Source organism: Methylibium sp. Pch-M, from assembly GCF_004136295.1.
Classification (GTDB): domain Bacteria; phylum Pseudomonadota; class Gammaproteobacteria; order Burkholderiales; family Burkholderiaceae_C; genus Methylibium; species Methylibium petroleiphilum.
Map to the genome: position 1 here is coordinate 3,205,447 of NZ_CP029606.1, position 23,479 is coordinate 3,228,925.

Annotated in this window: 20 protein-coding genes and 1 pseudogene; 3 read left to right on the forward strand and 18 right to left on the reverse strand. The window is 67.7% G+C overall.

Going from position 1 to position 23,479, the window contains the following annotated elements; all coding sequences use genetic code 11:
* The first annotated feature begins 22 nt into the window (after positions 1–22).
* Together C1M51_RS15460 and C1M51_RS15465 are read left to right on the forward strand one after the other, a co-directional pair.
* Entirely contained in the window at positions 23–1,459 is a 1,437-nt protein-coding gene (locus C1M51_RS15460) for a circularly permuted type 2 ATP-grasp protein (protein WP_129451178.1), read from the forward strand.
* A gap of 23 nt (positions 1,460–1,482) precedes the next feature.
* Positions 1,483–2,439, forward strand: a complete 957-nt coding sequence (locus C1M51_RS15465) for an alpha-E domain-containing protein (RefSeq protein ID WP_129451180.1) — start codon at positions 1,483–1,485, stop codon at positions 2,437–2,439.
* A gap of 79 nt (positions 2,440–2,518) precedes the next feature.
* Here the strand turns inward: C1M51_RS15465 and C1M51_RS15470 are convergent, their stop codons facing one another.
* From C1M51_RS15470 to C1M51_RS15525, 12 genes are all read right to left on the reverse strand, one after another.
* Complete coding sequence (locus C1M51_RS15470; RefSeq protein ID WP_129451182.1) at positions 2,519–4,096, reverse strand: methyl-accepting chemotaxis protein; 1,578 nt, start codon at positions 4,094–4,096, stop codon at positions 2,519–2,521.
* A 325-nt stretch (positions 4,097–4,421) separates the two neighbouring features.
* Positions 4,422–5,726: a DUF1329 domain-containing protein gene (locus C1M51_RS15475; RefSeq protein ID WP_129451184.1), complete on the reverse strand. Its 1,305-nt coding sequence runs from the start codon at positions 5,724–5,726 to the stop codon at positions 4,422–4,424.
* A gap of 136 nt (positions 5,727–5,862) precedes the next feature.
* Positions 5,863–7,911, reverse strand: a complete 2,049-nt coding sequence (locus C1M51_RS15480; RefSeq protein ID WP_129448716.1) for a DUF1302 family protein — start codon at positions 7,909–7,911, stop codon at positions 5,863–5,865.
* Between the two features lie 110 nt (positions 7,912–8,021).
* Complete coding sequence (locus tag C1M51_RS15485) at positions 8,022–10,421, reverse strand: RND family transporter (protein ID WP_129448717.1); 2,400 nt, start codon at positions 10,419–10,421, stop codon at positions 8,022–8,024.
* The gene (locus tag C1M51_RS15490) at positions 10,418–11,416 is read right to left on the reverse strand and encodes a YCF48-related protein (protein WP_242499794.1); all 999 of its coding nucleotides are present in this window, start codon (positions 11,414–11,416) and stop codon (positions 10,418–10,420) included. The genes C1M51_RS15485 and C1M51_RS15490 overlap by 4 nt, the downstream gene beginning before the upstream one ends.
* A 38-nt stretch (positions 11,417–11,454) precedes the next feature.
* The gene (dmpH, locus tag C1M51_RS15495; RefSeq protein WP_129451186.1) at positions 11,455–12,243 is read right to left on the reverse strand and encodes a 2-oxo-3-hexenedioate decarboxylase; all 789 of its coding nucleotides are present in this window, start codon (positions 12,241–12,243) and stop codon (positions 11,455–11,457) included.
* A gap of 14 nt (positions 12,244–12,257) precedes the next feature.
* Positions 12,258–13,043, reverse strand: coding sequence for a 2-oxopent-4-enoate hydratase (dmpE, locus tag C1M51_RS15500; protein WP_129451188.1), 786 nt, complete (start codon positions 13,041–13,043; stop codon positions 12,258–12,260).
* A 23-nt stretch (positions 13,044–13,066) separates the two neighbouring features.
* Entirely contained in the window at positions 13,067–13,930 is an 864-nt protein-coding gene (locus C1M51_RS15505; protein ID WP_129451190.1) for an alpha/beta fold hydrolase, read from the reverse strand.
* A 10-nt stretch (positions 13,931–13,940) separates the two neighbouring features.
* The gene (locus tag C1M51_RS15510; RefSeq protein ID WP_129451191.1) at positions 13,941–15,395 is read right to left on the reverse strand and encodes a 2-hydroxymuconic semialdehyde dehydrogenase; all 1,455 of its coding nucleotides are present in this window, start codon (positions 15,393–15,395) and stop codon (positions 13,941–13,943) included.
* Positions 15,396–15,420: 25 nt separating this feature from the next.
* Positions 15,421–15,861, reverse strand: a complete 441-nt coding sequence (locus C1M51_RS15515) for a heme-binding protein (protein ID WP_129451193.1) — start codon at positions 15,859–15,861, stop codon at positions 15,421–15,423.
* 140 nt (positions 15,862–16,001) lie between these two features.
* Positions 16,002–16,934, reverse strand: coding sequence for a catechol 2,3-dioxygenase (locus tag C1M51_RS15520; RefSeq protein WP_129451195.1), 933 nt, complete (start codon positions 16,932–16,934; stop codon positions 16,002–16,004).
* 33 nt (positions 16,935–16,967) lie between these two features.
* Positions 16,968–17,327 (reverse strand): 2Fe-2S iron-sulfur cluster-binding protein, encoded by a 360-nt coding sequence (locus tag C1M51_RS15525; protein WP_129451197.1) that lies wholly within the window; start codon positions 17,325–17,327, stop codon positions 16,968–16,970.
* Between the two features lie 202 nt (positions 17,328–17,529).
* Between C1M51_RS15525 and C1M51_RS15530 the strand changes: the two genes are divergently transcribed.
* Positions 17,530–18,429 (forward strand): LysR substrate-binding domain-containing protein, encoded by a 900-nt coding sequence (locus tag C1M51_RS15530; protein WP_129451199.1) that lies wholly within the window; start codon positions 17,530–17,532, stop codon positions 18,427–18,429.
* A gap of 19 nt (positions 18,430–18,448) precedes the next feature.
* Here the strand turns inward: C1M51_RS15530 and C1M51_RS15535 are convergent.
* The 6 genes and pseudogenes from C1M51_RS15535 to C1M51_RS15560 form a co-directional block, all read right to left on the reverse strand.
* Positions 18,449–19,507: pseudogene (locus C1M51_RS15535) on the reverse strand (NADH:ubiquinone reductase (Na(+)-transporting) subunit F).
* A gap of 13 nt (positions 19,508–19,520) precedes the next feature.
* Positions 19,521–19,883, reverse strand: a complete 363-nt coding sequence (locus C1M51_RS15540; protein WP_129451201.1) for a phenol hydroxylase subunit P4 — start codon at positions 19,881–19,883, stop codon at positions 19,521–19,523.
* A gap of 18 nt (positions 19,884–19,901) precedes the next feature.
* Positions 19,902–21,479: an aromatic/alkene/methane monooxygenase hydroxylase/oxygenase subunit alpha gene (locus C1M51_RS15545; RefSeq protein WP_129451203.1), complete on the reverse strand. Its 1,578-nt coding sequence runs from the start codon at positions 21,477–21,479 to the stop codon at positions 19,902–19,904.
* 46 nt (positions 21,480–21,525) lie between these two features.
* A complete protein-coding gene (locus C1M51_RS15550) occupies positions 21,526–21,846 on the reverse strand; it encodes an MmoB/DmpM family protein (RefSeq protein ID WP_129451205.1) in 321 nt (106 codons plus the stop codon).
* A gap of 34 nt (positions 21,847–21,880) precedes the next feature.
* Positions 21,881–22,879, reverse strand: a complete 999-nt coding sequence (locus C1M51_RS15555) for an aromatic/alkene monooxygenase hydroxylase subunit beta (RefSeq protein WP_129451206.1) — start codon at positions 22,877–22,879, stop codon at positions 21,881–21,883.
* Between the two features lie 53 nt (positions 22,880–22,932).
* Positions 22,933–23,220: a phenol hydroxylase subunit gene (locus tag C1M51_RS15560; RefSeq protein ID WP_011829878.1), complete on the reverse strand. Its 288-nt coding sequence runs from the start codon at positions 23,218–23,220 to the stop codon at positions 22,933–22,935.
* Between the last annotated feature and the right edge of the window lie 259 nt (positions 23,221–23,479).

The window sequence follows — 23,479 nt, forward strand, 5'->3', positions numbered from 1 at the left end:
CAGTCTCAGCGTGGGAGACACGATGAAGAAGTTCTACGACGAGATGCATGCCAGCGGCGACAAGGTGCGCGAGCACTACGCCGGCTACGAGCGCTGGCTGGCCCAGCAACCGCTCGAGTCCATGAAGGGGCACCGTGACGAGGCGGAGATGATCTTCCGCCGCGTCGGCATCACCTTCGCGGTCTACGGCGCAAAAGACGAGGACGGCTCCGGCACCGAGCGGCTGATCCCCTTCGACCTGATCCCGCGCATCATTCCCGCGCAGGAATGGCGCGAGATGGAGAAGGGCCTGAAGCAGCGCGTCAACGCGCTCAACCGCTTCATCCACGACGTCTACCACGACCAGGAGATCATCAAGGCCGGCATCGTGCCGGGCGAGCAGGTCTTCAAGAACGCGCAGTTCCGCCCCGAGATGATGGGTGTGGACGTACCGGGCAACGTCTACTCGCAGATCGCCGGCATCGACATCGTGCGGGCCGCCAACCCCGACGGCTCGGGCAACTACTACGTGCTCGAGGACAACCTGCGCGTGCCCAGCGGCGTGAGCTACATGCTCGAGAACCGCAAGATGATGATGCGGCTGTTCCCCGAGCTGTTCAGCAGCCACCGCGTGGCGCCGGTCGCTCACTATCCCGACCTGCTGCTCGACACCCTGCGCGCCGTGGCGCCGCCCGGCGTGGCCGAGCCGACCGTGGTGGTCATGACCCCGGGCATGTACAACTCGGCCTACTTCGAGCACGCCTTCCTGGCGCAGCAGATGGGCGTGGAGCTGGTCGAGGGGCAGGACCTGTTCGTCAAGGACAACTACCTGTACATGCGCACGACCCAGGGGCCGCGCCGCGTCGACGTGATCTACCGCCGCATCGACGACGACTTCCTCGACCCCAAGGCCTTCCGCGCCGACTCGACGATCGGCTGTGCCGGCCTGCTGTCGGTCTACCGCGCCGGCAACGTGAACCTGTGCAACGCCATCGGCACCGGCGTGGCGGACGACAAGTCGATCTACCCCTACGTGCCGAAGATGATCGAGTTCTACCTCGGCGAGAAACCGATCCTGAACAACGTGCCGACCTACCTGTGCCGCGAGAGCGAGGACCTGCAGTACGTGCTGGCCCACCTGGGTGAACTGGTCGTGAAGGAAGTGCACGGCGCCGGCGGCTACGGCATGCTGGTCGGCCCGGCCGCCAGCAAGGCGGAGATCGAGGAGTTCCGCACGCAGCTGGTCGCGAACCCGAGCAACTACATCGCGCAGCCCACGCTCGCGCTGTCGACCTGCCCCACCTTCGTGGAGAGCGGCATCGCGCCGCGCCACATCGACCTGCGGCCCTTCGTGCTCTCGGGCAAGACGGTGCAGATGGTTCCGGGCGGCCTGACGCGGGTGGCGTTGAAGGAAGGGTCCCTGGTGGTCAACTCGTCGCAGGGCGGCGGGACCAAGGACACCTGGATGCTCGAAGCCTGAGCCGGGCCTGAGGAGACACGACCATGTTGTCAAGAACCGCAGACCACCTCTTCTGGATGGCTCGCTACACCGAGCGCGCGGAGAACACCGCCCGCATGCTCGACGTGAACTACCAGACCTCGCTGCTGCCGCAGTCCAGCGAGGCCACCGAGCAGGGCTGGCGCGGCCTGCTCAGCATCAGCGAGCTGACGCACGACTACCACCGCCTGCACGACAGCCTGAATCCGCACGAGGTCATGGAGTTCATGGTGTGCGACGAGTCCAACCCGTCGAGCATCTACTCCTGCCTGCGCGCGGCGCGCGAGAACGCCCGCGCGGTGCGCGGCACGCTGACCACCGAGGTCTGGGAGACCGCCAACACCACCTGGCTGGAGTTCAAGCGCCTGATCGCCAACGGCAGCTTCCGGCGCGACCCGGCCGACTTCTTCGAGTGGGTGAAGTTCCGCTCGCACCTGTCGCGCGGCGTGACGCTGGGCACGATGCTGCAGGACGAGAGCTTCCACTTCCTGCGCATCGGCACCTTCCTCGAACGAGCCGACAACACCGCGCGCCTGCTCGACGTGAAGTTCCATGGCGCGCAGTCCGAGTTCTTCGGCGTGCGCGAGCAGCGCGAGCCGGTCGAGGTCGACTTCTACTACTGGAGCGCGATCCTGCGTTCGGTGTCCGGCTTCGAGGTCTACCGCAAGGTCTACCGCAACGTGATCCGCCCCGAGAAGGTGGCCGAGCTGCTGATCCTGCGGCCCGACATGCCGCGCTCGCTGGCCGCCTGCATGGACGAGGTGGTCGGCAACCTGAAGATGGTGGCCAACGAGCAGAGCGGCGAGACGCTGCGCCGCGCCGGCCGGCTGCGCGCCGACCTGAGCTTTGGTCGCATCGACGAGATCCTCGCCACCGGCCTGCACGCCTTCCTCACGCAGTTCCTCGACCGCGTGGGCGACCTGGGCATCGGCATCAGCCGCGACTTCCTGGTGCCGGTCTGACGCGGCGGCAGCCCCTGAAGGCTGCGTGGTGCGGAGGGAGGAGGGTGACGAGCCCGACCGGGGGCCTCCAGGCGGTCGATCAGGAGGACGTGGTTCGCATTGAGCCTTCGATCCTGAACACGCTGACCAGGTCGGCCAGCGCGGCGGCCTGGTGCTTCAGGCTCTCGGCCGCTGCCGCGCTTTCCTCCACCAGCGCGGCGTTCTGCTGCGTGACCTGATCGAGCTGGTTGACCGCATTGCCGATCTGGCTGATGCCGCCGCTCTGCTCGACGCTGGCGGCGCTGATCTCGCTGATCAGGTCGTTCACGCGCTGGACCTGGGCCACGATCTCGTTCATCGACTGCCCGGCGTCGTGCACCAGCCGCGAGCCGGTGCCGACCTTCTCGACGCTGTCTTCGATCAGGGTCTTGATCTCCTTGGCCGCCTGGGCGCTGCGCTGCGCCAGGTTGCGCACCTCGCCGGCCACCACCGCGAAGCCGCGCCCCTGCTCGCCGGCGCGGGCGGCCTCCACCGCCGCATTGAGCGCCAGGATGTTGGTCTGGAAGGCGATGCCGTCGATCACGCCGATGATGTCGGCGATCTTGCGGCTCGATTCGGTGATCGCGCCCATGGTGGCCACCACCTCGGCCACCACGCTGCCGCCGTGCGCCGCGGCACCCGAGGCCGAGCCGGCGAGCTGCGTGGCCTGGCGTGCCGTGTCGGCGTTCTGCTTCACCGTCGCGGTCAGCTCCTCCATGGAGGCGGCTGTCTGCTGCAGGTTGCTCGCCTGTTCCTCGGTCCGCTGGCTCAGGTCGGTGTTGCCGGTGGCGATCTGCGCCGACCCGGTGGCGATGCAGTCGCTGCTGTTGCGTACCCGGCCTACGATGTCTGCCAGGCTGGCCTGCATGGCGCCCAGCGATGCCAGCACGCTGCCGCGCGGTGCGTCCGCCGCGCCGTCCACCCGGCTCAGGTCACCCTGGGCGACGCGTTGCGCCACCGTGCCCAGTTGACCCGGTTCGGCCCCCAGCGCGCGGGTCAGGCTGCGCGTGATCAGCGTGCCCGACACGGCGGCCGACAGGAAGGCGACCACGCAGCCCAGGATCAGCAGATTGCGGTGCAGCAAGTAGTCGGCCTCGGCCGTTTCCGTGAGCTGCACCGCGCGGCTCAGCGTGTAGTCGCGGTAGTCGTCGGACGCCTTGACCAGCGCGGCCAGCAGCGGGCGGCAGTCGGCATTCATGCGGGCGATGGCCGCGTCGTGCTGGCCGGCGGCGGCGAGCCTCACGATCTCCAGTGCGACCGGCCCGTAGGCCGCCTCGATGCGGTTCATTTCGGCCACGAGACTGCGCGCCGTCTCCGGCAGGTTCGCGGCCTGGGCCACCAACTGGTTCAGCGTCCCGAGGTTCGCCTGCACTGCTTCATGCGCCGCGACCACCGAATTCTGTTCCGCGGCCAGGTCCTCGGCCTTGCGGACGAGCACGAGGTTGCGCGCCGCGATGGCGCGGCGGTCCACGGACGCGCGCACATCGGCCGCCGCCTGCGCCCGGGCATTGACGCCGTGCACGTAGTCGACGAACTGGTCGTGCTCCTCGGCGAGGGATTTCATCGCCAGTCCGGCAACGAACAGCACGAGCACCGAGAGTCCACCGAAGGTCAGGCTCAGCTTGGTGCGGACGGTCATGGGGGTCAGATTCACAGGCCACCTCATAAGGAATGTTTATTGACAGCAGTCGATCGATCCAAAAGATGATCGACGAGCTTGTCGGCCGGTGAAGCGGTGAAGTGAAGCTGAAATATCAGCCAGACTTACGCGGGCCTTGCATCCGGCCGGGCGTCCGTGTCGGATGTCACGTCGATCGCCGGATCGCGCGGCAGGAGGAACAGGCGGATGGGCCGGCTTCGATGCAATGGAGGACCGACCGCGCCGTCAGACCTTCACGGCCTCAAAAAAAAGCGGCGGAATCGATCTCCGCCGCAAACGTGCCATCTCGAAACGACACGCAGCGTCAATCTCCTCCGCGCAAGTTCTGCACCGAAAAGATGGAGGGGGGACTCAGCGCAGGATCACTGATCATCCGCAGTTGGAGAGTCGTGCAATGCTGCGCCTGAACGTCGAGCATGGAGGCCGACGTGTAGATCGCGATCCCCGCCGCCTGGTTCGCAGGCGCGTGGTAGGCCGAATCGGAGAAGCCGATGGCCCAGCGCTTCCAGAGCGCTCCCTTTCGGTCGTACATGTTGATGATCGGGAAGATGGATGTCTGGGCATCCATGTAGAGAATCCGCTTTCCGATGGGGTTGCGAGATTCGACAGGCACGCCTTCGATGACGTGCACGACGCGCAGTGACCATGGGATGTTCTGGAAGCACTGGGCCTGACCGTCGAACTGCACCTGCCCGTAGCCCATCGGGTCCCGCGGTTCCGTCTTCTTCCACTCGCTGTGTCGATAGACCGGCAGCAGCATCACCTTGGTCTCGACGTACTTCCAATCCATGTCGAGCACGCGGCCGTTGTATCCCTCGAAGTCCTCGATCATGAGATCGGAACCGAGGAAGGAGTCGGTCGTCTGCCCGGTTGCCAGCCGACGGACACGCCGCTGGAATCCGAGATACAGGTACGAGTCGTCCAGCTTGGTGTCGTCGTCGAAGCGCTGGATCAGCAACTGCGTGTTCTTCAGGTCCTGCGGGCTCAGGACCTTCAGGTAGATCCCTCGATAGAACTTCGAGGGATTCGGCTCGATGTCCGCGGTGGGCAACTGCGTGGTCCTGTGCTTGAAGCTCAGGAAGTTGAAATCGAACTCCAGCTGACGTTCGACCTTTCCGCTTCTTGCGTCCTTGTATTGCCAGATGAACGGATAGATTCGCCCGCTGTCTCCGACGATCTGCGCGTACTTGTAGTTGAATGCCAGCTTCTCGCCGGCACGGGGGTCCGACTTGTCAGGCTTGCCGGGGAAGGGGCGCCCGGCCACGTAGCCTTCGATCGTGCCTGTCGCGCTACCGAGCTTGACCTGGGACGAATGCTTCTTCGTGGCGGCAATGTAGTTCGGATGAAGTGCGATGGAGTGTGTTTCCTCGACCGGGAACTCGAGCTTCCCTTGCTCGATCAGCGCATACGTCGCTGGATCGATGATGTCGCGGAATTTCTGTGCATTGGACTTGTCGATCTTCATCCCGGGCGTGATCCCGAGCGAGGTGGTCGGACCGGCCTGATACGGATTGAACGAGGCATCGATCTCCGCGTCGGTCAGGGCGATGGCCTGGCCCGCGACGAAGATCATGGGAAGTCCGATCGTGAAGAACGTCTTGAGTTGCATGTCAGTCTCCGTGGAGTCAATTCGGTGCGATGCCCGATTAGGCGGGCAAGGCTGGAACCAGGCGAGCGGAATCGGCGGCTCGCAATCGGATCGAGCGTGCTTCCGGGAGCCGCGGCGCCTGCAGGAGGCGGAAGGGTCAGAACTGATACCTTGCGGTGAGGAAGATCTCGTTCTCCTTCCAGGCCGATCCGATGGGGCCGGCACGGAAGCGCCCGAGGGGCTCGAGGCCGCCGAGGCCGCGCGAGTAGGCGCTCAGGGGGTCGGTGTCGCCGAAGGGGGCGGTGAAGGGCGGGAACGGGTTGCAAGAGCGGCAGTCGTCGAACTTCCAGCGGTCCTCGCCGTTGCGCAGCTTGAAGTTGCCCCCGAAGCTGATCTTGAACTTGTCCGTCACGATCCAGTCGACCTGCGGCGAGGTGACCAGCGCGCGGGCCTGCACGTCGTAGGCCGTGATCAGCTGCGGGCTGACGCGGTCGTTGACGAGGAAGGCCTTCATCAGCAGCGTGGCGATCACGTTGTTCTCCCAGTCGGGCATGCCCACCGGGCCGAACTGGCCGCGCTCGAACTCGTGGTCGAAGATGTGCTGGTAGAACAGCTGCGCGGAGAACAGCGTGGTGCGGTTGGGGTTGATGAAGGGCACGAAGGTGGGCCGGTCGAAGCCGACCACGGAGCGGAACACCTTGTTCTTCGAGTACAGCTGGGGCTTGAGGGTGTTGGCGAACTCCTCGCCGTTGGTGAAGGCCGCCTCGACCCGCACCGCCGCCTTGGCCGCCTGCCACTCGAAGTCCATCGAGCCGCCGATCAGGTTCACGCGCGGGAAGTGCATGTCGAAGGCGATCAGGTAGGGCCAGCCGCCCTGCGCGTCGGTGCGCGTCTCGCCGGTGAAGGAGTTGGTCGCGCCCTTGCCGCCGTGCAGCGAGGGCAGCTGCGAGCGGTAGGTCAAGGCGTTGAGCGAGAACGACAGGCCGTCCTGGCTCACGCCCTCGTACTTCAGCCCGAGCTGGGTGTTCTTGAGGCTCCAGTTGGGCAGCTTCACGTCGCGCAGGCCGATCTGGCCGGGGCCGAAGTCGGTGGAGAGCAGCACGCCGGGGCCGACGTTGGCGAAGTTGGCCACCGTGCCGCCGTTGTCCCACAGGTTCTTCATGCCGCGGAAGAAGCAGCCGGCGTCGAGGATGACGTTGGCGGTGCCGCACTGGCCGAGGTTGTTGGGGCGGAACTTGTCGAAGTTCCACACCAGCTGCAGGTTGCGGTCCTGCATGCTCTCGCTCGGGCCCATGCGGTACTCGGCCTGGGCGATCCACATGGGGATGCGGATGTCCTGGAGTTCGTCGTAGATGTTGTTGCGCGAGTAGTCGACCGGGTTGATCACGTCGAGCACGCGGAACAGGTCGGTGCGGCCCCACACCACCTGCTGCTTGCCGAGCTTGAGGAAGAGCTGCTTGCCGTCGGCCAGGCCGACGGTGTTGGTGACGAAGGCCTCGCGGATGACGTCCCAGCGTTCGTTGAACTCGGGCAGTTCGAGCTCGCTGCGCTTCTTGTCGCCGTAGCCGCCGAAGTCGGCGCAGCCGCGCCGGTCGGTGTCGCAGGGGCGCACGGGGGTGGCGAACTCCACCCCGCCGTTGAGCGAGTCGTGCCAGCGGTCGCCGAGCAGGCGCAGGCCTTCGTTGGGGTTGTAGTTGGGTGCGCCGGGGTTGGTGGCGTTGAAGCCGAAGACGTTGTTGACCAGCCCGAGGCCGTCGACCAGGCCCTTGTTGACGATGCCGCTGCCGTGCGGCACCGGGGGCGGTCCGCCCTGGGACTCGAGCAGCACGCCGCCGCCGGCCTTGCGGCCGTACTGGTCGTCGTTCATGCGGTAGACGCCGTCGAAGCTGCCGCGCAGGATGCTGCGGAACTTCCAGCCGCCTTCGAGCTTCTTGTCGGCCTCGACCTGCAGGGTGTTGCGGAACTTGGAGAGTCCGACGCGCTCGCCGGTCGCGTCCTTGCCCCGGAAGCGGGTGTCGTTCTCGTAGTAGACGTCGACCTTCCAGGGGTCGACCGGCGCGGCGGCGTCCTGCGCCTGGGCCAGGCCGCACACGGCCAGGCCGCCGGCCAGCGCCGCGCGCGCGAGGCGGCGCCGGGACGGGCGGCGGGGCTGGCCCGCGCGGGGGGTCGCGCCGGTTCGGCGCGCGGTCTCTTGTCTGTTCTTCATCGTTGTCTCCTCGCTGCGTGGGTTCCTTGGATGGAATCGAATGCACACCTTCTCGTGGAGCGGGCAGTCCCCTGCCCGCGCGTCTTCACTCCTGGGTTCGGGGCGGCGCCTCAGGCGGGCTGGAGCGCCGCGGGGGTCTTGTCGTCGCTGCCCGGGGTCTCGGCGGTCACGAAGCGGGGCTTGAAGACCACGCACCAGGCCGGCACGATGAGCATGGCGGCGACGGCGTTGACGATGAGCATGAAGGAGAGCAGGACCGCGGCGTCGGACTGGAAGCGCAGGTCGGAGAGGAAGATCCACATGACGACGCCGGCGATCAGGGTGAGCGCGGTGAAGCTGACCGCGTAGCCGGTGGTGCTGAAGGCGTTGATGGCGGCCTGGCGGATGTCGTGGGTGGCTTCGTACTCTTCGCGGATGCGGTCCATGAAGTACACCGCGTAGTCGATGCCCACGCCCACGCCGACGGCGATGACGGGGACGGTGTTGACGCTGATGCCGATGCCCTGGATGCCCATGTAGGCGTAGGTCATGACGGTGGAGAACAGCATGGGCAGGACCATCAGCCAGCCGGCATGGAAGGACTGGTAATAGACCATCACGAGCAGGAAGGCGATGCCCATCACCAGGGGGATGATGAGCATGTGGTCGGCGTGCAGGGCTTCGTTGGCCGCGGCGGTGACGCCGATCAGGCCGCCACCGAGTTCGATGGTGAGGCCGGGCACGCGCTGCTCGATCTCGGCGGCGCCTTCCTTGGCGAGTTCGACGGCGCGGTTGATGGTCTCGGCGCGCTGGTCCTTGTAGAAGAAGACCATGTTGGCTTCGTTCTCGTCGGCGTTGACGAACTCCTTGAGCGCGCCGGGGATGGGGCTGGAGGCCATGTAGGCGAACATGAGGCCGCCGACTTCGGCGGCGTTGTCGGGCAGCTGCATCCAGCGCGGGTCGTCGCTGTGGGTGAGGCGGTTGACGGCGCGCACGACCGCGGGGATGGCCTTGACGCCACCGAGCGCGGGGTCGGCCTGCATGTGCTGCTGGAAGTCCTCCATGGCCTGGAGCACTTCGGGGCGCTTGATGCCGCCCTTCTCGGCGGTGCGCGCGACGATGTGGAGTTCTTCGGAGCCGGGGAAGCGGGCGTTGATGGCCTTGGTGGAGAGGTTGAAGTCGTGGTCGCGCTTCAAGATGGGCGAGCCGGGCTCGGACTCGCCGATCTGCACGCGCGCGGCGTAGAGGCTGCCGCCGACCATGAGCACGGCCGACACGGCGAGGATGGCGATGGCGCCGCCTCGGGTGCCGCCGGTGCGGGCCATGACGGCGGCCAGGAAGCTGCGCATGCCCTGGTTCTTGTTCTCGGTCTTCCTGGGCTGGGGCAGCACGGTGAGCGCCAGCGGGACCATGAAGTGGACGGTGAAGATGACGGCCAGGCCCCAGAAGCCGGCGGAGACGCCGAGCTTCCAGTTGAAGGGGGCCGCACCGAGCACGAGCACGGCCAGGCCGAGGGCGTCGACGACGATGGCGAGCGAGCCGGGCCGGAACAGGGCGTCGAGGGCGTTGCGCGCGGCCTGCTTGCCGCTGTGGGTGACGGCGAGTTCTTCGTAGTAGCGCGCCACGAGCTGCACGCCGTGCGAGGTGGCCCGCGCGGCGATCAGGAAGGGAATGGGCATGGACAGGGGCTCGAGGTTGTAGCCGAGCCAGGCCATGAAGCCCAGTCCCCAGATGGAGCTCAGCGCGATGCCCAGCAGCGGGAGCGCGACGCCGTAGAAGCGGCGGAAGTAGACGATCAGCAGCAGCGCCAGCAGGGCCAGCGTGGAGAACATGATCGCGATGATCTGGTTGAGGTAGGTGTAGACGTAGCCGGTGAGCACCGGGTTGCCGGTGACGTAGACCTTGTGGCCGGGTTGTTCGAGCTTGTGGCGCACGTCCTGCAGCGCGGCGAAGGTCTTGGCGTAGTCGATGTCGCCTTCGTTGAGCTGGGCCTTGACCAGCGCGGCCTTGAGGTCGGGGGAGACGAGCAGGCCGTAGATGCGGGGGTTGGCGATGACGTCCTTGCGCAGTTGTTCGAGCTGTTCGGCGCTGCGCGCGGGCTGGGCCGGGTCGTAGTAGGACTCGGAGGCGAAGTTGCCGTCGGCGGTGAGGTAGACCTTGCGCGCGGTGCGGTGGGTGAGGCTGGCGACGAGGTTGTGGTTGACGCTGGGGAGGTTGTCGATGCCCTGGGTGGCCTGGTCGATGAGCGCGAGGGTGCGGTCGTTGAAGATGGTGCCTTGCTCGACTTCGATGGCCATGACGATCATGTTGGCGCCGCCGAAGTTCTCCTTGATGCGGTTGTAGGTCTGGATGTAGGCGTGCTTCTGCGGGAGCAGGTCGCTGAAGTCGGTGTAGATCTTGAGCGCGGGCAGTTGGGTGGCGAAGCCCAGCGTGACCGCCAGGATGATGCCGAGGACGTACTTGGGGTTGGCGAAGAGCCACTCTTCGCCGCGCTGCAGGATGGTGACGATGCGTTGGCGCAGGCCGTTCATCGGGCGGCTCCTTGGGTGTGGTGGGCCGCCAGGGCGATCTGGCCGGGCGCGGTGACGACGTGCAGGGCACCGGCGGAGCCGGCCACGAGCATGGAGCGGGCGTCGAGCACGGCGCCGGCAGCGAGGTAGGCGGGCGGCACGAGGCCGTGGTCGAAGCGTTCCCAGGCGTCGCCTCGCTTGACGACCATGAGGCCGCCTCCGCCCAGGCCGTAGAGTTCGTCGCCCTGGCGCAGCAGGGTGTACATGGGCGCTGCGGCGCGGTTGTCCTGGGCGCGCCAGGTCTTGCCGCCGTCGGCGGTGTGCCAGATGACGCCGCCCAGGCCGCTGGACCAGCCGTTCGAGCGGTCGGTGAAGACGGTGGCGTAGGGGTAGAAGTCGCCGGGGATGGGGGCTTGCTTGACCCAGGTCTTGCCGGCGTCGGCGCTGGTGAGGACGGTGCCGAATTCTCCGGTGACGACGGCGTGCTGTTCGTCGATGAACTGGACGGTGGTGAGGAGCGCGTCTTCGTCGAAGTCGCTGGCTTCCCAGGTCTGGCCGCGGTCGGCGCTGGAGAGGAGCGTGGTGTGGCTGCCGGCGACCCACAGGCGTCCGTCGGGGGCGCAGGCGATGGCCATGGGGTTGATCTTGCCGGGCAGGGGTCGGGCGCTCCATTGCTGGCCGGCGGCATCTCCGATCCAGACTTTGCGGTAGAAGTCCAGCCCGATGAAGCTGCCGTCGGCGCACGCGGTCAGCGCAATGACGGAGGCCGGCGAGGCCAGCCGCTGGCGGCTCCAGTTGCGCCCGGCATCGGCCGAGCTGACCAGCGCGCCGCTCGCGGTCCCCGCCACCAGCACCCGGCCGTTGCTCGACGCCGACTGGAAGGTATCGGACCCCAGCACCGCCTTCTCCCTCTGCGCCTTCACCGCACTGAAGTCCGCCGGCTGCATGCACCCGCTCAGACCTTGCAGGCCGCACAGCAGCAGCAATGCGCTCAGGCCACGACTGATGGTGTTCATGGTGTGTCTCACGTCTCTCTCGTTCTTCTGCGCGGGTCTCAGACGAAGCGCATCGACACGCTGCCGAGATCCTGGAAGCGCACGTTGACCGTGTCGCCCGCCTCGACCGCGATCGCCTCGGTGACGCCGCCGGTCATGATGAAAGTGCCGGCCGGGATCTCCTGCCCGCGCGCGCCGAGGTGGTTGGCCAGCATCGCCACCGCCGCAGCCGGATGGCCCAGCACCGCGGCGCCGGCCGCCATCGCGACGACCTGGCCGTTCTTCTCCAGCACCACGCCGAGCGTGCGCAGATCCAGATCGGCCAGGTCGCGCATGCGACCGCCGACGACGAAGCGCGAGGCCGAGGTGTTGTCGGCCACCACGCTCTTCAGGTCGAACTTGAAGTCGCGGTAGCGCGAGTCGATGATTTCCACGGCCGGCACCACGAAGTCCACCGCGGCGAGCACGGCGCCGACATGGCAGCCCGGGCCCTTCAGCGGCGCCTTGGTGACGATGCAGATCTCGGCCTCCACCTTCGGGTGGATCAGCTCGGAGGTCTGGATCTCGCCGCCGTCGGGCCGGCTCATGTAGTCGCTGACGAAGCCGAACACCGGGCTGGTCACGCCCATCTGCTTCATCTTCGCGAACGAGGTCAGGCCGGCCTTGAGGCCGACCGTCTTGTGGCCGCGCGACTCCTTGCGGCGGCGGATCTCGTCCTGGATCGCGTAGGCGTCGTCCCAGTCCATGCCGGGGAAGTCGTCGGTGATCTTGGTGACGTCGCGCGCCTGCAGCTCGGCGGTCTCCAGGTGCTCGGCGAGCTGGGCGATGGTCTTGGCATCGAGGTTCATGTCGTTTCTTCCGCTCATTCGACGAAGCGCACCGAGGTGCTGCCGAGGCCCCCGACGCTGCAGTACAGGCTGTCGCCGGCCACCACCGGCACGAGTGGCGATTGAGAGCCCGACAGGATCACGTCGCCGGCCTTCAGCGTGATGCCCAGGCGGCCCAGCGTGTTGGCCAGCCAGGCCACGGCATTGACCGGCGAGCCCTGCACCGAGGCACCGGTGGAGGTGCTGACGATCTCGCCGTTCTTCTCGAGCACCATGCCGGCCAGCGCGAGGTCGAGGCGGCGCGGATCCTTGCGCACGCCGCCGAGCACCAGCACGCCGCAGGAGGCGTTGTCGGCCACGGTGTCCTGGATCTTGATCTTCCAGTCCTTGATGCGGGAGTCGACGATCTCGAAACACGGCATCACGCAGTCGGTCGCGCGCAGCACGTCGGCCGCGGTGACGCCGGGGCCGACCAGATCGCGCTTGAGCACGAAGGCCACCTCGGCCTCGGCCTTGGGCGCGATCAGCGTGCCCATGCGGATCGGCTCGCCCTCGTTGAAGGCCATGCCCGAGAGCAGGTGGCCGAAGTCGGGCTGGTTGACCTTGAGCATGTCCATCACGACCTTGCTCGTCACGCCGATCTTCTTGCCGATCACGGTCTCGCCGGCATCGAGCCGGCGCTGGATCATGCGCAGCTGGATCTGGTAGGCATCATCGATCGTGATCGCGGGTTCGCGCTCGGTCAGCGGTGCCACCGGCGTGCGGTTCAGCAGCGCCTGGTAGAGCTCGTCGCCGTAGCCCTGAATGCGTTGGAGGTCCATGGTCTGGGTCGGGAGGTGGGAATTCAGGCGGCGGCATCGGCTTCCGCGAGGAAGTCGCTGACCAGCCGGACGAAGCGCTCGGTGTGCTCGATCTGCGTCCAGTGGCCGCAACGGCCGAACAGATGGAGCTGGGCGTCGGGGATCCACTGCGCGAGCGTCAGCGAGGTGCTCATCGGGATCACCTGGTCGTCGCGGCCGTGGATCACCAGCGTGGAGTGCGGCAGCGCGCGGATCGCGGCCTCCGGGCTGGCAAGCGCGTCGACCCAGCGCTGGCGCGGCGCCGGGAACATGGCCCCGAACGACTCCTGGAAGCCGGGGCGGATGCTGGCCTCGTAGCGCAGCTTCGCGAGCTCGTCGTTGACGAGGCCGCGGTCGAATGCGAACACGTCCATGATGCGGCGCATGTTCTCGAACGACGGGGTGTAGCCCCACACGGCGTCGAGCCCCGGCGTGATCGGGAAGCGCACGCCGACGCTGCCCATCAGCACCAGCCGGCGCACCCGTTGCGGATGGCGGATCGCCAGCGCGAGCGACAGTGCGCCGCCGAAGGAATTGCCCACCAGGTCGGCCTGCGCAATGTCGAGCGCGTCCAGCAGGTCCACGGCCTGCTGCACCCAGGCGTCCATCGTGTAGACGCCCGACTGGTCGGCCGGCTGCGGCCGGTCGGTGTAGCCGAAGCCCAGCATGTCGGGTGCGACGACGCGGCGCTGCGTGGCCAACCGCGGCAGCACCAGGCGCCAGTTGGCCCACGCGCTGACACCGGGGCCGGAGCCGTGGACGAACAGCACCGGCGGCTGCCCGGGCGCCGAGGCGCCCTGGTCGTGCACGTTGCTGTCGAAGCCGCCGGTGCGGACCTTCTTGCCGATCTCGGGATTCGCGCTGCTCATGGTCCGGTCCTCACAGCTTCACGCACACATTGCGCAGTTCGGTGTAGAACTCGAGCGAATGCACGCCGCCCTCGCGGCCGATGCCCGAGGCCTTGGCGCCGCCGAAGGCGGTGCGCAGGTCGCGCAGGAACCAGCTGTTGATCCAGCAGATGCCGACCTCGACCTGCCGCGCCACGCGGTGCGCGGTGCCGAGGTTCTGCGTCCACACCGTGGTGGCCAGGCCGTAATCGGTGGCGTTGGCCAGCGCGATCGCCTCCTCCTCGGTGTCGAACGGCGCGATGTGGCAGCACGGGCCGAAGATCTCCTCGCGGATCACCGCGGCCGACTCGGGCAGGCCGGTCCAGATCGTCGGCTGCACCCAGTGGCCTTCGGCCAGCGCACCGCTCATCTTCGGCACGCCGCCGCCGGTGACGACGGTGGCGCCCTGCTCCGCCGCCTTGCGGTAGTAGCTCAGCACCTTGTCGCGGTGCTCGGCCGAGATCAGCGGACCCAGGCCCACGCCGGGCTCCTCCGACGGGCCGATCTTCAGCGCCTCGGCCTTGGCCTTGAGCGCCTGCACGAACTTCTCGAAGATCGGCCGCTGCACGTAGACGCGCTCGGTGCCCAGGCAGACCTGGCCACAGTTCTCGAAGGCGCTGCGGGTGATGCCCGCCACCGCCTTGTCGAAGTCGGCATCGGCGAACACGATGCCGGCGTTCTTGCCGCCGAGCTCGAAGCTGACCGGCCGCACGCCCTTGGCGGCCGCGGCCATGATGGCCTCCCCGGTGCGGGTCTCGCCGGTGAAGGTGATCGCGTCGACGTCCGGGTGCTGCGTGAGGAAGGCGCCGGCCGAGTCCGGACCGAAGCCGTGCACGACGTTGTAGACGCCCTTGGGCATGCCCACCTTCTGCATCACCTCGCCGAGCAGCGTGGCGGTGGCCGGCGTCTCCTCGGAGGGCTTGACCACCACGGTGTTGCCGCAGGCCAGCGCCGGGCCGACCTTCCAGGTCATCAGCAGCAGCGGCAGGTTCCACGGGCACACCACACCGACCACGCCGACCGGCGTGCGCACCGCGTAGTTCAACGCCTGGCCGCCATCGGGCGTGGCCATCTCGAAGGTCTCGGCGGGCACGTTCTTGATGATGTCGGCGAACACCTTGAAGTTGGCCGCGCCGCGCGGGATGTCGATGTGCGAGGCCAGGCTCAGCGGCTTGCCGGTGTCGGCGATCTCGGCCGCCAGGAAGTCATCGAAGCGGCGGTTGATCTCGTCGGCCACCGCATACAGCAACTCGACGCGCTTGGCGACGGGCATGCGACCCCACTCGCCCTTCAGCGCGGCGCGCGCCGCGGCCACCGCGGCATCGACCTCGGTGCGGCCGGCCTCGTGCACCAGGCCCAGCACGCGGTTGTCGACCGGCGCACGGTTGGCGAAGGTCTTGTCGGTGGCGACGAACTCGCCATCGATGAAGTTCAGGAACTGTTTCATGCTTGCTCTTGGATCACTGCGAAATTCATGACGCCTGCGCGGCGAGCCCGATGGCCGCCAGCCCGGCCCGCGCACAGGCTGCGTCCTGCTCGGCCGTGCCGCCCGACACGCCGAGCGCCCCGACGCGCTGCGCGCCCTCGTAGGCCGGCACGCCGCCACCGAACACCACCAGGCGCGGCACCGCCGGCAGGCCGGCCTTCAGCGACGCGTCACCCTCGAGCACCGGCCCCCAGCCCTCGGTCGGGAAGCCGAAGCTCGCGGCGGTGTAGGCCTTGTCGATCGCGATGCCGCCCGAATGCAGGAAGGCACCGTCCATGCGCAGGAAGGCCAGCAGCACACCGCTCGCGTCGACCGCTGCCGCGTTGACGCGGATGCCGAGGTCGCGCGCATGCGCCACCGCCGCCGCGACCGCGGCGTGCGCCGCATCGGACGAGAGGTTGCGCAAGGGAACGGTGGAAGATGTCATCTCGGTCAATCGGTCGGTCAGGTCGCACTCGATGGATCAGTTCGCCACGGCCCACCCCAGCAGGCGCCGCGGATCCGGCTCCGCCGGTCCGCCAGCGCCGCCCCCTTCGAGGGGGAGCGGCGCAGCCGCAACGGGGTGGGTCACGTCACGACGCTCAGGAAGGCCTCGTTGAGCTTGCGGTCGTGATAGAAGATCGCGCGGCCCAGTTCGTCGTCGGTCCAGGTCAGTGGCGGGCGGTCCGGGTAGGCGATGTAGCCGCCGGAGAACACCTCGTTGCGGTTGCCGCTCGGGTCGAAGAAGTAGATGGTTTCGCCGCGCGTGATGCCGTGGCGCGTCGGGCCGATGTCGAGCGAGACGCGCTTGCGCGTGATGATGTCGGCCGCCTTCAGCACCTCGCCCCAGTTGTCCAGGATGAAGGATGCGTGGTGGAACTTGTTCTTCTCCGGGTGGCGGATGAAGGCGACGTCGTGCGGCTTGTTGGAGCAGGTCAGGAAGGCCGCGATCTGCAGCCGGTCCGGACCGGCCACCACCTGCTCGGCGAGGCTGAAGCCCAGCACGTCGATGAAGAGCTTGACGGTGCCGTCGAGGTCGTCGCCGTACAGCAGGCAGTGATCGAAGCGCGTCGGCGACATGCCCTTGAGGCCGTCCGGGTAGATCTCCGGGTTCTCCAGCGGCATGCCGTTGCCGACCTTCTCCTTCTCGGCGAACAGCTCGATCACATGGCCGGTCGCCACGGTAAAGCGGAAGCGCTCGCCGGTCTTGAGCATCTCGCCGGCCTCGATCCACTGCAGATTGGTCGCCAGGCCGCTGGCCTTCACGTCGGCGGCCAGCTTCTTCAGCGTAGCCGGCGAATCGACGCGGAAGCCCATGAAGTCCATGCCGGCCTCATCGGCCTCGCGCAGCACCACGCTGTGGTGGTCGTGCTCGTCCCAGGCCTTGAAGTAGACGCGGCCCTGGGCGTCGCGGCCGCTCTCCCACAGTCCCAGCACGTTGCCGTAGTGTTCGATCGCCGCCTTCATGTCGAGCACGCGCAGCTGCACGTGTCCGGGTCTCAGTACGCCAGTCATGGCCATGGTGTGTCTCCTCTGGGTGGGGGTGGTTCGCGGTCAGGAACTCGTGCGCTGCGCGGCGCGCGCAGCGTCGAGGAAGGAACGGGCATGGCTGCGTTCGATGCAGCGCGCCATCTTCTCGACGGCGCACAGGCGCAGGTCGCTCTGCGGGTAGGCGCGGCAGGCCAGCACGTAGCCCTCGGCCTGCTCGGCGACGCTGACGTGGGCGCGGCTCATCTTCTCGGTGCGCACGGTGCCGGTCTCGATGCGCACCTTGCAGACGCCGCAGCCGCCGCCGCGGCAGCCGACCGGGATGCCACGGCGCGCCAGCGCCTCCATGCCTTCGAGCAGCGTGCGCGTGTCGGCGCAGCGGTAGGCCTCGCCGGTGTTGTCGATGTGAACCTCGTAGTGCGACATGGCCTGCCTCAGACCCGTTCGCGCCGCGGTGCGCCGTTCATGCCTTGTCTCCTGACCGTGCGGTCGGTGCCGCGTGTCTCTGCACGCGCTGCATCTGGACCGAACGGTTGAAACGATAGGGTTCGCACCCGATACTGTCCAATACTGCTTTTCTCAAAATCGATACCAATTCAGTATTGACCGACCGACACGGAGCGTCCCGATGGAACTGAGACAGATGCGCGAATTCCTGGCGCTCGCCGAGGAACGGAACTTCCGCCGCGCCGCCGAGCGGCTGCACATGGCGCAACCACCGCTGACGCGGCAGATCCGTGCGCTGGAGGAGGAACTGGGCACGGCGCTGTTCGTGCGCACGCCCAAGGGCGTGGAGCTGACCGAGGCCGGCCAGGTGCTGCTCGACGAGGTGCCCAACCTGCTGACGCTGGCCGGCCGCGCCAAGGAGCGCACCCAGCTGGCCGGCAAGGGCATGATCGGCCGCATCGACGTGGGCATCTTCGGCTCCGGCGTGCTCGACGTGATCCCGCGGCTGCTGGCGCGCTTCCACGCCGAGCGGCCCACGGTCGAGATCGAGCTGCACCACCTGAGCAAGGCGCAGCAGATCGAGGCGCTGCGCGACCGCCGCATCACGGTGGGCTTCAACCGCCTGTTCCCGCGCGAGCCCGATCTGGTGGTCGAGACCGTGCTGCGCGAGCGCCTGGTGGTCGGGCTCTACAAGGGCCACCGGCTGTGCAAGCAGCGCGAGATCACGCTGCGCGACATGGACGCCGAACCGCTGATCCTCTACCCCAACTCGCCGCTGCCGGGCCTGGCCCAGCAGGTGGCCGCCGCCTTCCATCGCGAGGGCGTGCGCATGAACGTGGCGCAGTCGGTGGAGGACGTGCTGACCTGCGTGGCGCTGGTGGCCGGCGGCTTCGGGTTGTGCGTGGCGACGGAATCGACGGCGAGCCTGCAGCTGCCCGGTGTGGTGTACCGGCCGCTCAACTGCCGCTACCTGAAGGACATCGAGCTCGCCTGCATCCACCGGCGCGACGACCCGTCGCCCATCCTCGCCACCTTCGTCGACGTGGTGCGGGCGTTCTCCAGGGAATGGCAGGGCCGCTGAGCGCATCGCGTCGCCCCGCTCAGAGCTTGCGGAACAGCGGACTGCGCGGCGCCGCGTTCGCCGCGTCGGCCGCGGTGAAGAACTTCTCGGTGTAGATGTCGCGCTCGAACAGGCGGCCCTGCATCAGCGTGGCGATGCAGCCCTCGATCATCGGCGGCGGCCCGCACAGGTAGGCCTGGTGGCCGCGGAAGTCGCCGTCGAAGCGCGCCTTCAGCGCCTCGTGGGCATAGCCGCGAGCACCCGTCCAGCCCGAGTCCGCCGGCAGGTCCGACAGCGCCGGCACGTAGCTGAAGTTCGGATGCTGCTGCGCCAGCTGCTCGAACAGCTCGCGGAAGTAGAGCTCGCCTTCGTTGCGGGCGCCCTGCACCAGCGTGATCGGCAGCGTGCTGCCCTCGGCCAGCAGGTCGAGGATCATCGACTTGGGGCTCGACAGCCCCGAGCCGCCGGCCACGAAGATCAGCGGCAGGCCGGCCGACTTGCGCACGAAGAAGCGCCCGCTCGGCGCGGTGAAGTGCAGCGTCTGGCCGACCTGCAGCGTGTCATGCAGCCAGCCGGTGGCACGGCCCTCGGGCACGCGGCGGATGTGCAGCTCGATCAGCGCTTCGGCCGGGCTGTTGGCGATCGAGAACGCGCGCTCGCCCTCGACGCCCGGCACCTGCAGCATCACGTACTGGCCGGCCTGGAAGGACACCGGCCGGTCGGGCTTCAGCCACAGTCCACGGATGGTGGGCGTGAGCATGCGCGCCTCCACCAGCTCGGCGCGGTAGTCCTACAGCGGCAGGAACTGCGCGTCGGGGTCCTCGTCGATGTCGGCCTCGACGACGATGTCGGTGCTGGCCGTCGCGCAGCAGGCGAGGATCTTGCCCTCGTCGCGCTCGAAGTCCATCAGCGCGAAGCTCGACGAATGGTTGTGCTCGCACTCGCCCTCGAGCACCTGGACCTTGCAGGTGCCGCACACGCCGTGGCCGCAGGCATGCGGCAGCCAGACGCCGGCGCGCAGGCAGGCGTCGAGCACAGTCTGCCCGTCGCGCACCGCGACCGCCTGCCCCAGCGGCTCGATCGTGATCTGGAAGCTCATGTCGGCCCCGCGGTCAGCTGCGCGAGCCCTGGATGCCGTGCAACCCCGGCGTGCTGAAACGGATCACCGACTTGTGCACCAGGCCGTTGTCGGCGAGCGACTTCTCCGGGTCGGGCCGGAAGGCTTCGCTGCCGTGCGTCCAGACCGCCTTCGACCAGTCGACGCGGGCGAAGTCGGGGTGGCTGCCGTAGATGCCGGGCAGCACCTGCGAGAGCAGCGCGCCGAACGGCATGGAGGGCGGCAGCGGCAGCGCCACCGGGGCACAGAACAGCAGGTGTTCGTCCCAGCAGACGTAGAGCAGGCGGTTGCCGTGGAACTTGTCCTCGGTGTCCTGCACCGGGCCCGAATAGCCGGGCTTGAGGGCGATGGTGGTCATGGTTCCGGTCCTCCCCGTTCAGGCGGCCTTGGCGGCGGGCGGCGTCAGGTCCTCGCCGGTCCAGCGCTCCCAGTTGCGGCGGTCGGGCGAGGTGTTGAAGTCGCCGCTGTCCGCGCCTGGGGTCATGTGGTAGTACTTCAGCACCTCGGCCAGCGGGTTGAAGCCCGGCGCGGTCGGGTCGGCGCCCTCGGGGAAGCAGTTGCCCTGGTAGATCTGGTGCACCGGCAGCCATGCCTGCACGTACTTCTCGGGCTCGTCGTCGAAGATGTCCTTGCAGCCGTCCGAGCAGAAGTGGTACTTCATGCCGTGGTAGCTGCTTTCGCGCAGACTGATGCGCGTGGGATCGCTCACCTCGGTGAAGATCGCCGGCACCTGGCAGGTCTGGCACAGCAGCGGCAGCGTGTCGTTGCGCCACATCTTGCCGTGCTCCTTCTCGTACGCGGCCAGCCACTCGAAGCGCGGGCGGTAGACGGCGTCGAAGGTGTCCGGGTACTTCTGGCTCAGCCAGTCCAGTTCATCAGGCTGCGGCACCCAGGAGTTGAAGTCGGCCGCATGGCCGTAGTTGTTGAAGGTGGCCCAGGCGATGTGCGAGAGGTGACCCTTCTCCGCCTTGGCGACCTCGTGGTACTTGGGCAGCCGGATGCCGTAGCGCGCCAGGTCCTCGAACAGCGCGCCGCCGTTCTGCTCGAAGTACATCTCCCACGCCTCGCTCCAGCTCATCACGCGCTTGGGCAGCATGTAGTCCATCATCATCGACACCAGCGTCAGCAGCCGGTAGCCGCGCCAGAACCACTTGTCGACCCACTTCTGGATGATCGGCACGTTGTCCGGGTCCTGCTCGAGCATGAACTTCACCACCTCGAGGCCCAGCGTCATGTGGCGCGACTCGTCGCTCTGCGCCGAGAAGCCGAAGGTCACCGTGGCCATGTCACCGTTGAAGGCGGCGCCGCTCATGAAGGGCATGAACAGCAGATTGGTCAGCACGTACTCGAACGAGAACGAGATCGCGGTCACGAACTCGAACGGTCCGGCCGTCATCGCGTCCTCGAAGTAGGACTTCGGCACCGACAGGTACCAGACGCGGTCGTGCATGTACTGCGGGTCGTGCAGGCCGTCGAAGTACTTGTTGAAGTGGCTGATGGTGTGGATCTGCGTCTGCGCGTGGCGCAGCTCGTCGATCGACTGCATCTGCGCCGCCACGCGCGCGCCGACGCCGCGGAACGAGCGGCCGGCCATCGCGTAGCCGCGGTGTGCGGCGTACTCCAGCGGGCTCACGCCGGTCAGGAACAGCTTCAGGGTGTTCAGGTAGCGCGGGTCGCTGATGTTGAACTGGCCCTGGTTCTGCTGGAACGCGTCGATGATGGCGTAGAGCTTCTTCTCCTTCTCGCCCTGGAACTTCCAGTAGGCGTCCATCGTCAGGCGGAACGGGTCTTCCCACTTGTCCCAGTCGTGGATCTTGATGCCCTCGAACTTGTCGTACGGGAACACGTCGTCCATGGCCTGGTAGGTGGTCTCCCACCCGAGGCCGCGCGTCATCATCGCGTAGCGTTCCTTGATGCCCAGTCGCTTGCCGGGCTTGGCGGCGGTTTGGCTCATGCGGGTCTCCTGCTGCTGAGGGAAGGTGTTTCGAGGCGCGGGCGGCTCAACGGCGCGCGCCCCACTGGAGGGTGAACTCTTCGTCGGTCTCGTCGATGTTTCCGGACAGCGAGATCAGGCTGAGGTGCAGTTCCTGCACGTCCCAGCGCCGACCGAGCCGCTCCTCGACCGACTCGCGGCGGATCACCAGGCGCCCGGGCGCGTCGATCTTGACCATCGCCGGGTACTCCGAGACGGACGCCTCGGGGTTGTCGGCCACGATCGCGTCGACGATGCCGCGAGAGATGTCGTTGGTCTGCAGCGAGATGAACACGGGCTGCCGCGAAGCGCCGGCGGCGGGAGCGGTGGGGGAAGCGTTGGAGCTCATGGCGTGTCCTCGGGTTGACGGTTCGGGGCGGCGATCAGGCCGCGAGGCGCAGGCGCGCGACGCGGGCATCGAACTCGGCGCGCACGTCGGCGAGCGCTGCGGTGCCCTGCTCGCCGAGCGCCAGCGCGGCCAGCGGCGCGAGGGCGCGCAGCACCTCGTCGCGCCACATGCCCACCCACTCCGCCAGACGCGCAGCGTTGGCCGGCGACTCCTCGGCCGCCGTCTTCACGGTGGCGTCGACCCAGCGCGCGCTCTCCGCGTACCAGTCGTTGATGAACTCGGTGAGCATCGCCAGCGCGTTGCCGGTGCGCGGGCTCGCCGCGTCCACGTAGTGGCGGAAGACCAGCGGGTACAGCAGGCCGTCGAACACCAGGTTCTGTGCCACGAACAGCTCGAACCAGTCCTTGGTGACGAACAGGTTCTCCATCACGCGGCGCACGCCCTGCCAGGCGGGGTCCGACAGCCAGGCGATCTTGCCGGCGTCGAGCGAGCTGCCCTGGCTGCCGTCGAGCAGCAGGCCGATGCGCGAGAGCTGCTGCGCGATGCCCAGCCGGTCCATCGCCGCGTACGAGCAGGCCTGGGTGACCGCCGTGCCGTAGCCGTAGGCGCAGCAGTAGGTGTTGTTCATGTTGCCGCCCCATTCGTAATGGCGCAGCGGCACCAGCACGCGGGACAGCGTGTCGCGCGTGGCGTCGTCGAGCGCGCCGAGCAGGTTGCGCTTCTCGGCGAACTCGAACTGCTTGTCCACGCCCTCCTGCTGCTTGGCTCGCGCCATCGTGTACACGCCGTAGTAGTAGTGGCGCGGGTCCTTGAACGCGTACCAGTCGGCCATCACGATGCTGGAGCGCCGCACGTCGAACACGTGGTGCTCGGCGTCCCAGAGCGGCCGGTAGTGCCAGTTGGTGGTCGGCTGCATGTCCAGCGTCGCCTCCTGGTAGCGCGACGCGGGCTTGTCCGCACCCAGCCGGCGCGCCACGTGCGCGAAGGTCTGGCGGACCGGATGGATGTCGGTGGTCTTGATGTCGACTTGCACGGCCTTGTCTCCTGTGATGCTCTGTCTGCTGTCTGGTTGGCGATCGATCTCGATCAGTCGGTGATGCCGGGGGCGCCGAAGCGCCACTTCATGCGCTCGAAGTCCAGCCGCGCGCCTTCCTCGGCGCTGAGGTGGGTGACCTCGTGCGTCGCGCAGAACTCGCGGAACTGCTCGAACTGCATCACCAGTTCGACCGACAGTTCCGGGTCGCCGATCGCGAACTCGAACTCCACGAAGCGCTCGTCCAGCGTGCCGGTGACACGCACATAGCAGGGCTGGCCGGTCATCCGGGCCGCCGAGCCCGACGACGACCGGGCAGTCTTGGGGAGCGCGAGCTTCATTTGTTCAATCCATCACTTCGGCCCTGGCGAACCGCCTGGACGGACTGATAAGGGCAACGGCCGTGCCAATTGCGCTAAGTGCTTGATTCACAAGCCCTCGACGCCAGCGCCGGCGCGAACCCAGGGTTGCCCCGGATACGGAGCTGATCAGTTGCTGCAGCGCAGCTTGATCATTTGGTGAAGTGCCGGCGCACATGAAAAAGCCGCCCGGCCGCCGAGAGGCGACGGGGCGGCTCGAGCCGCGGGCCGGCGGAGCGCG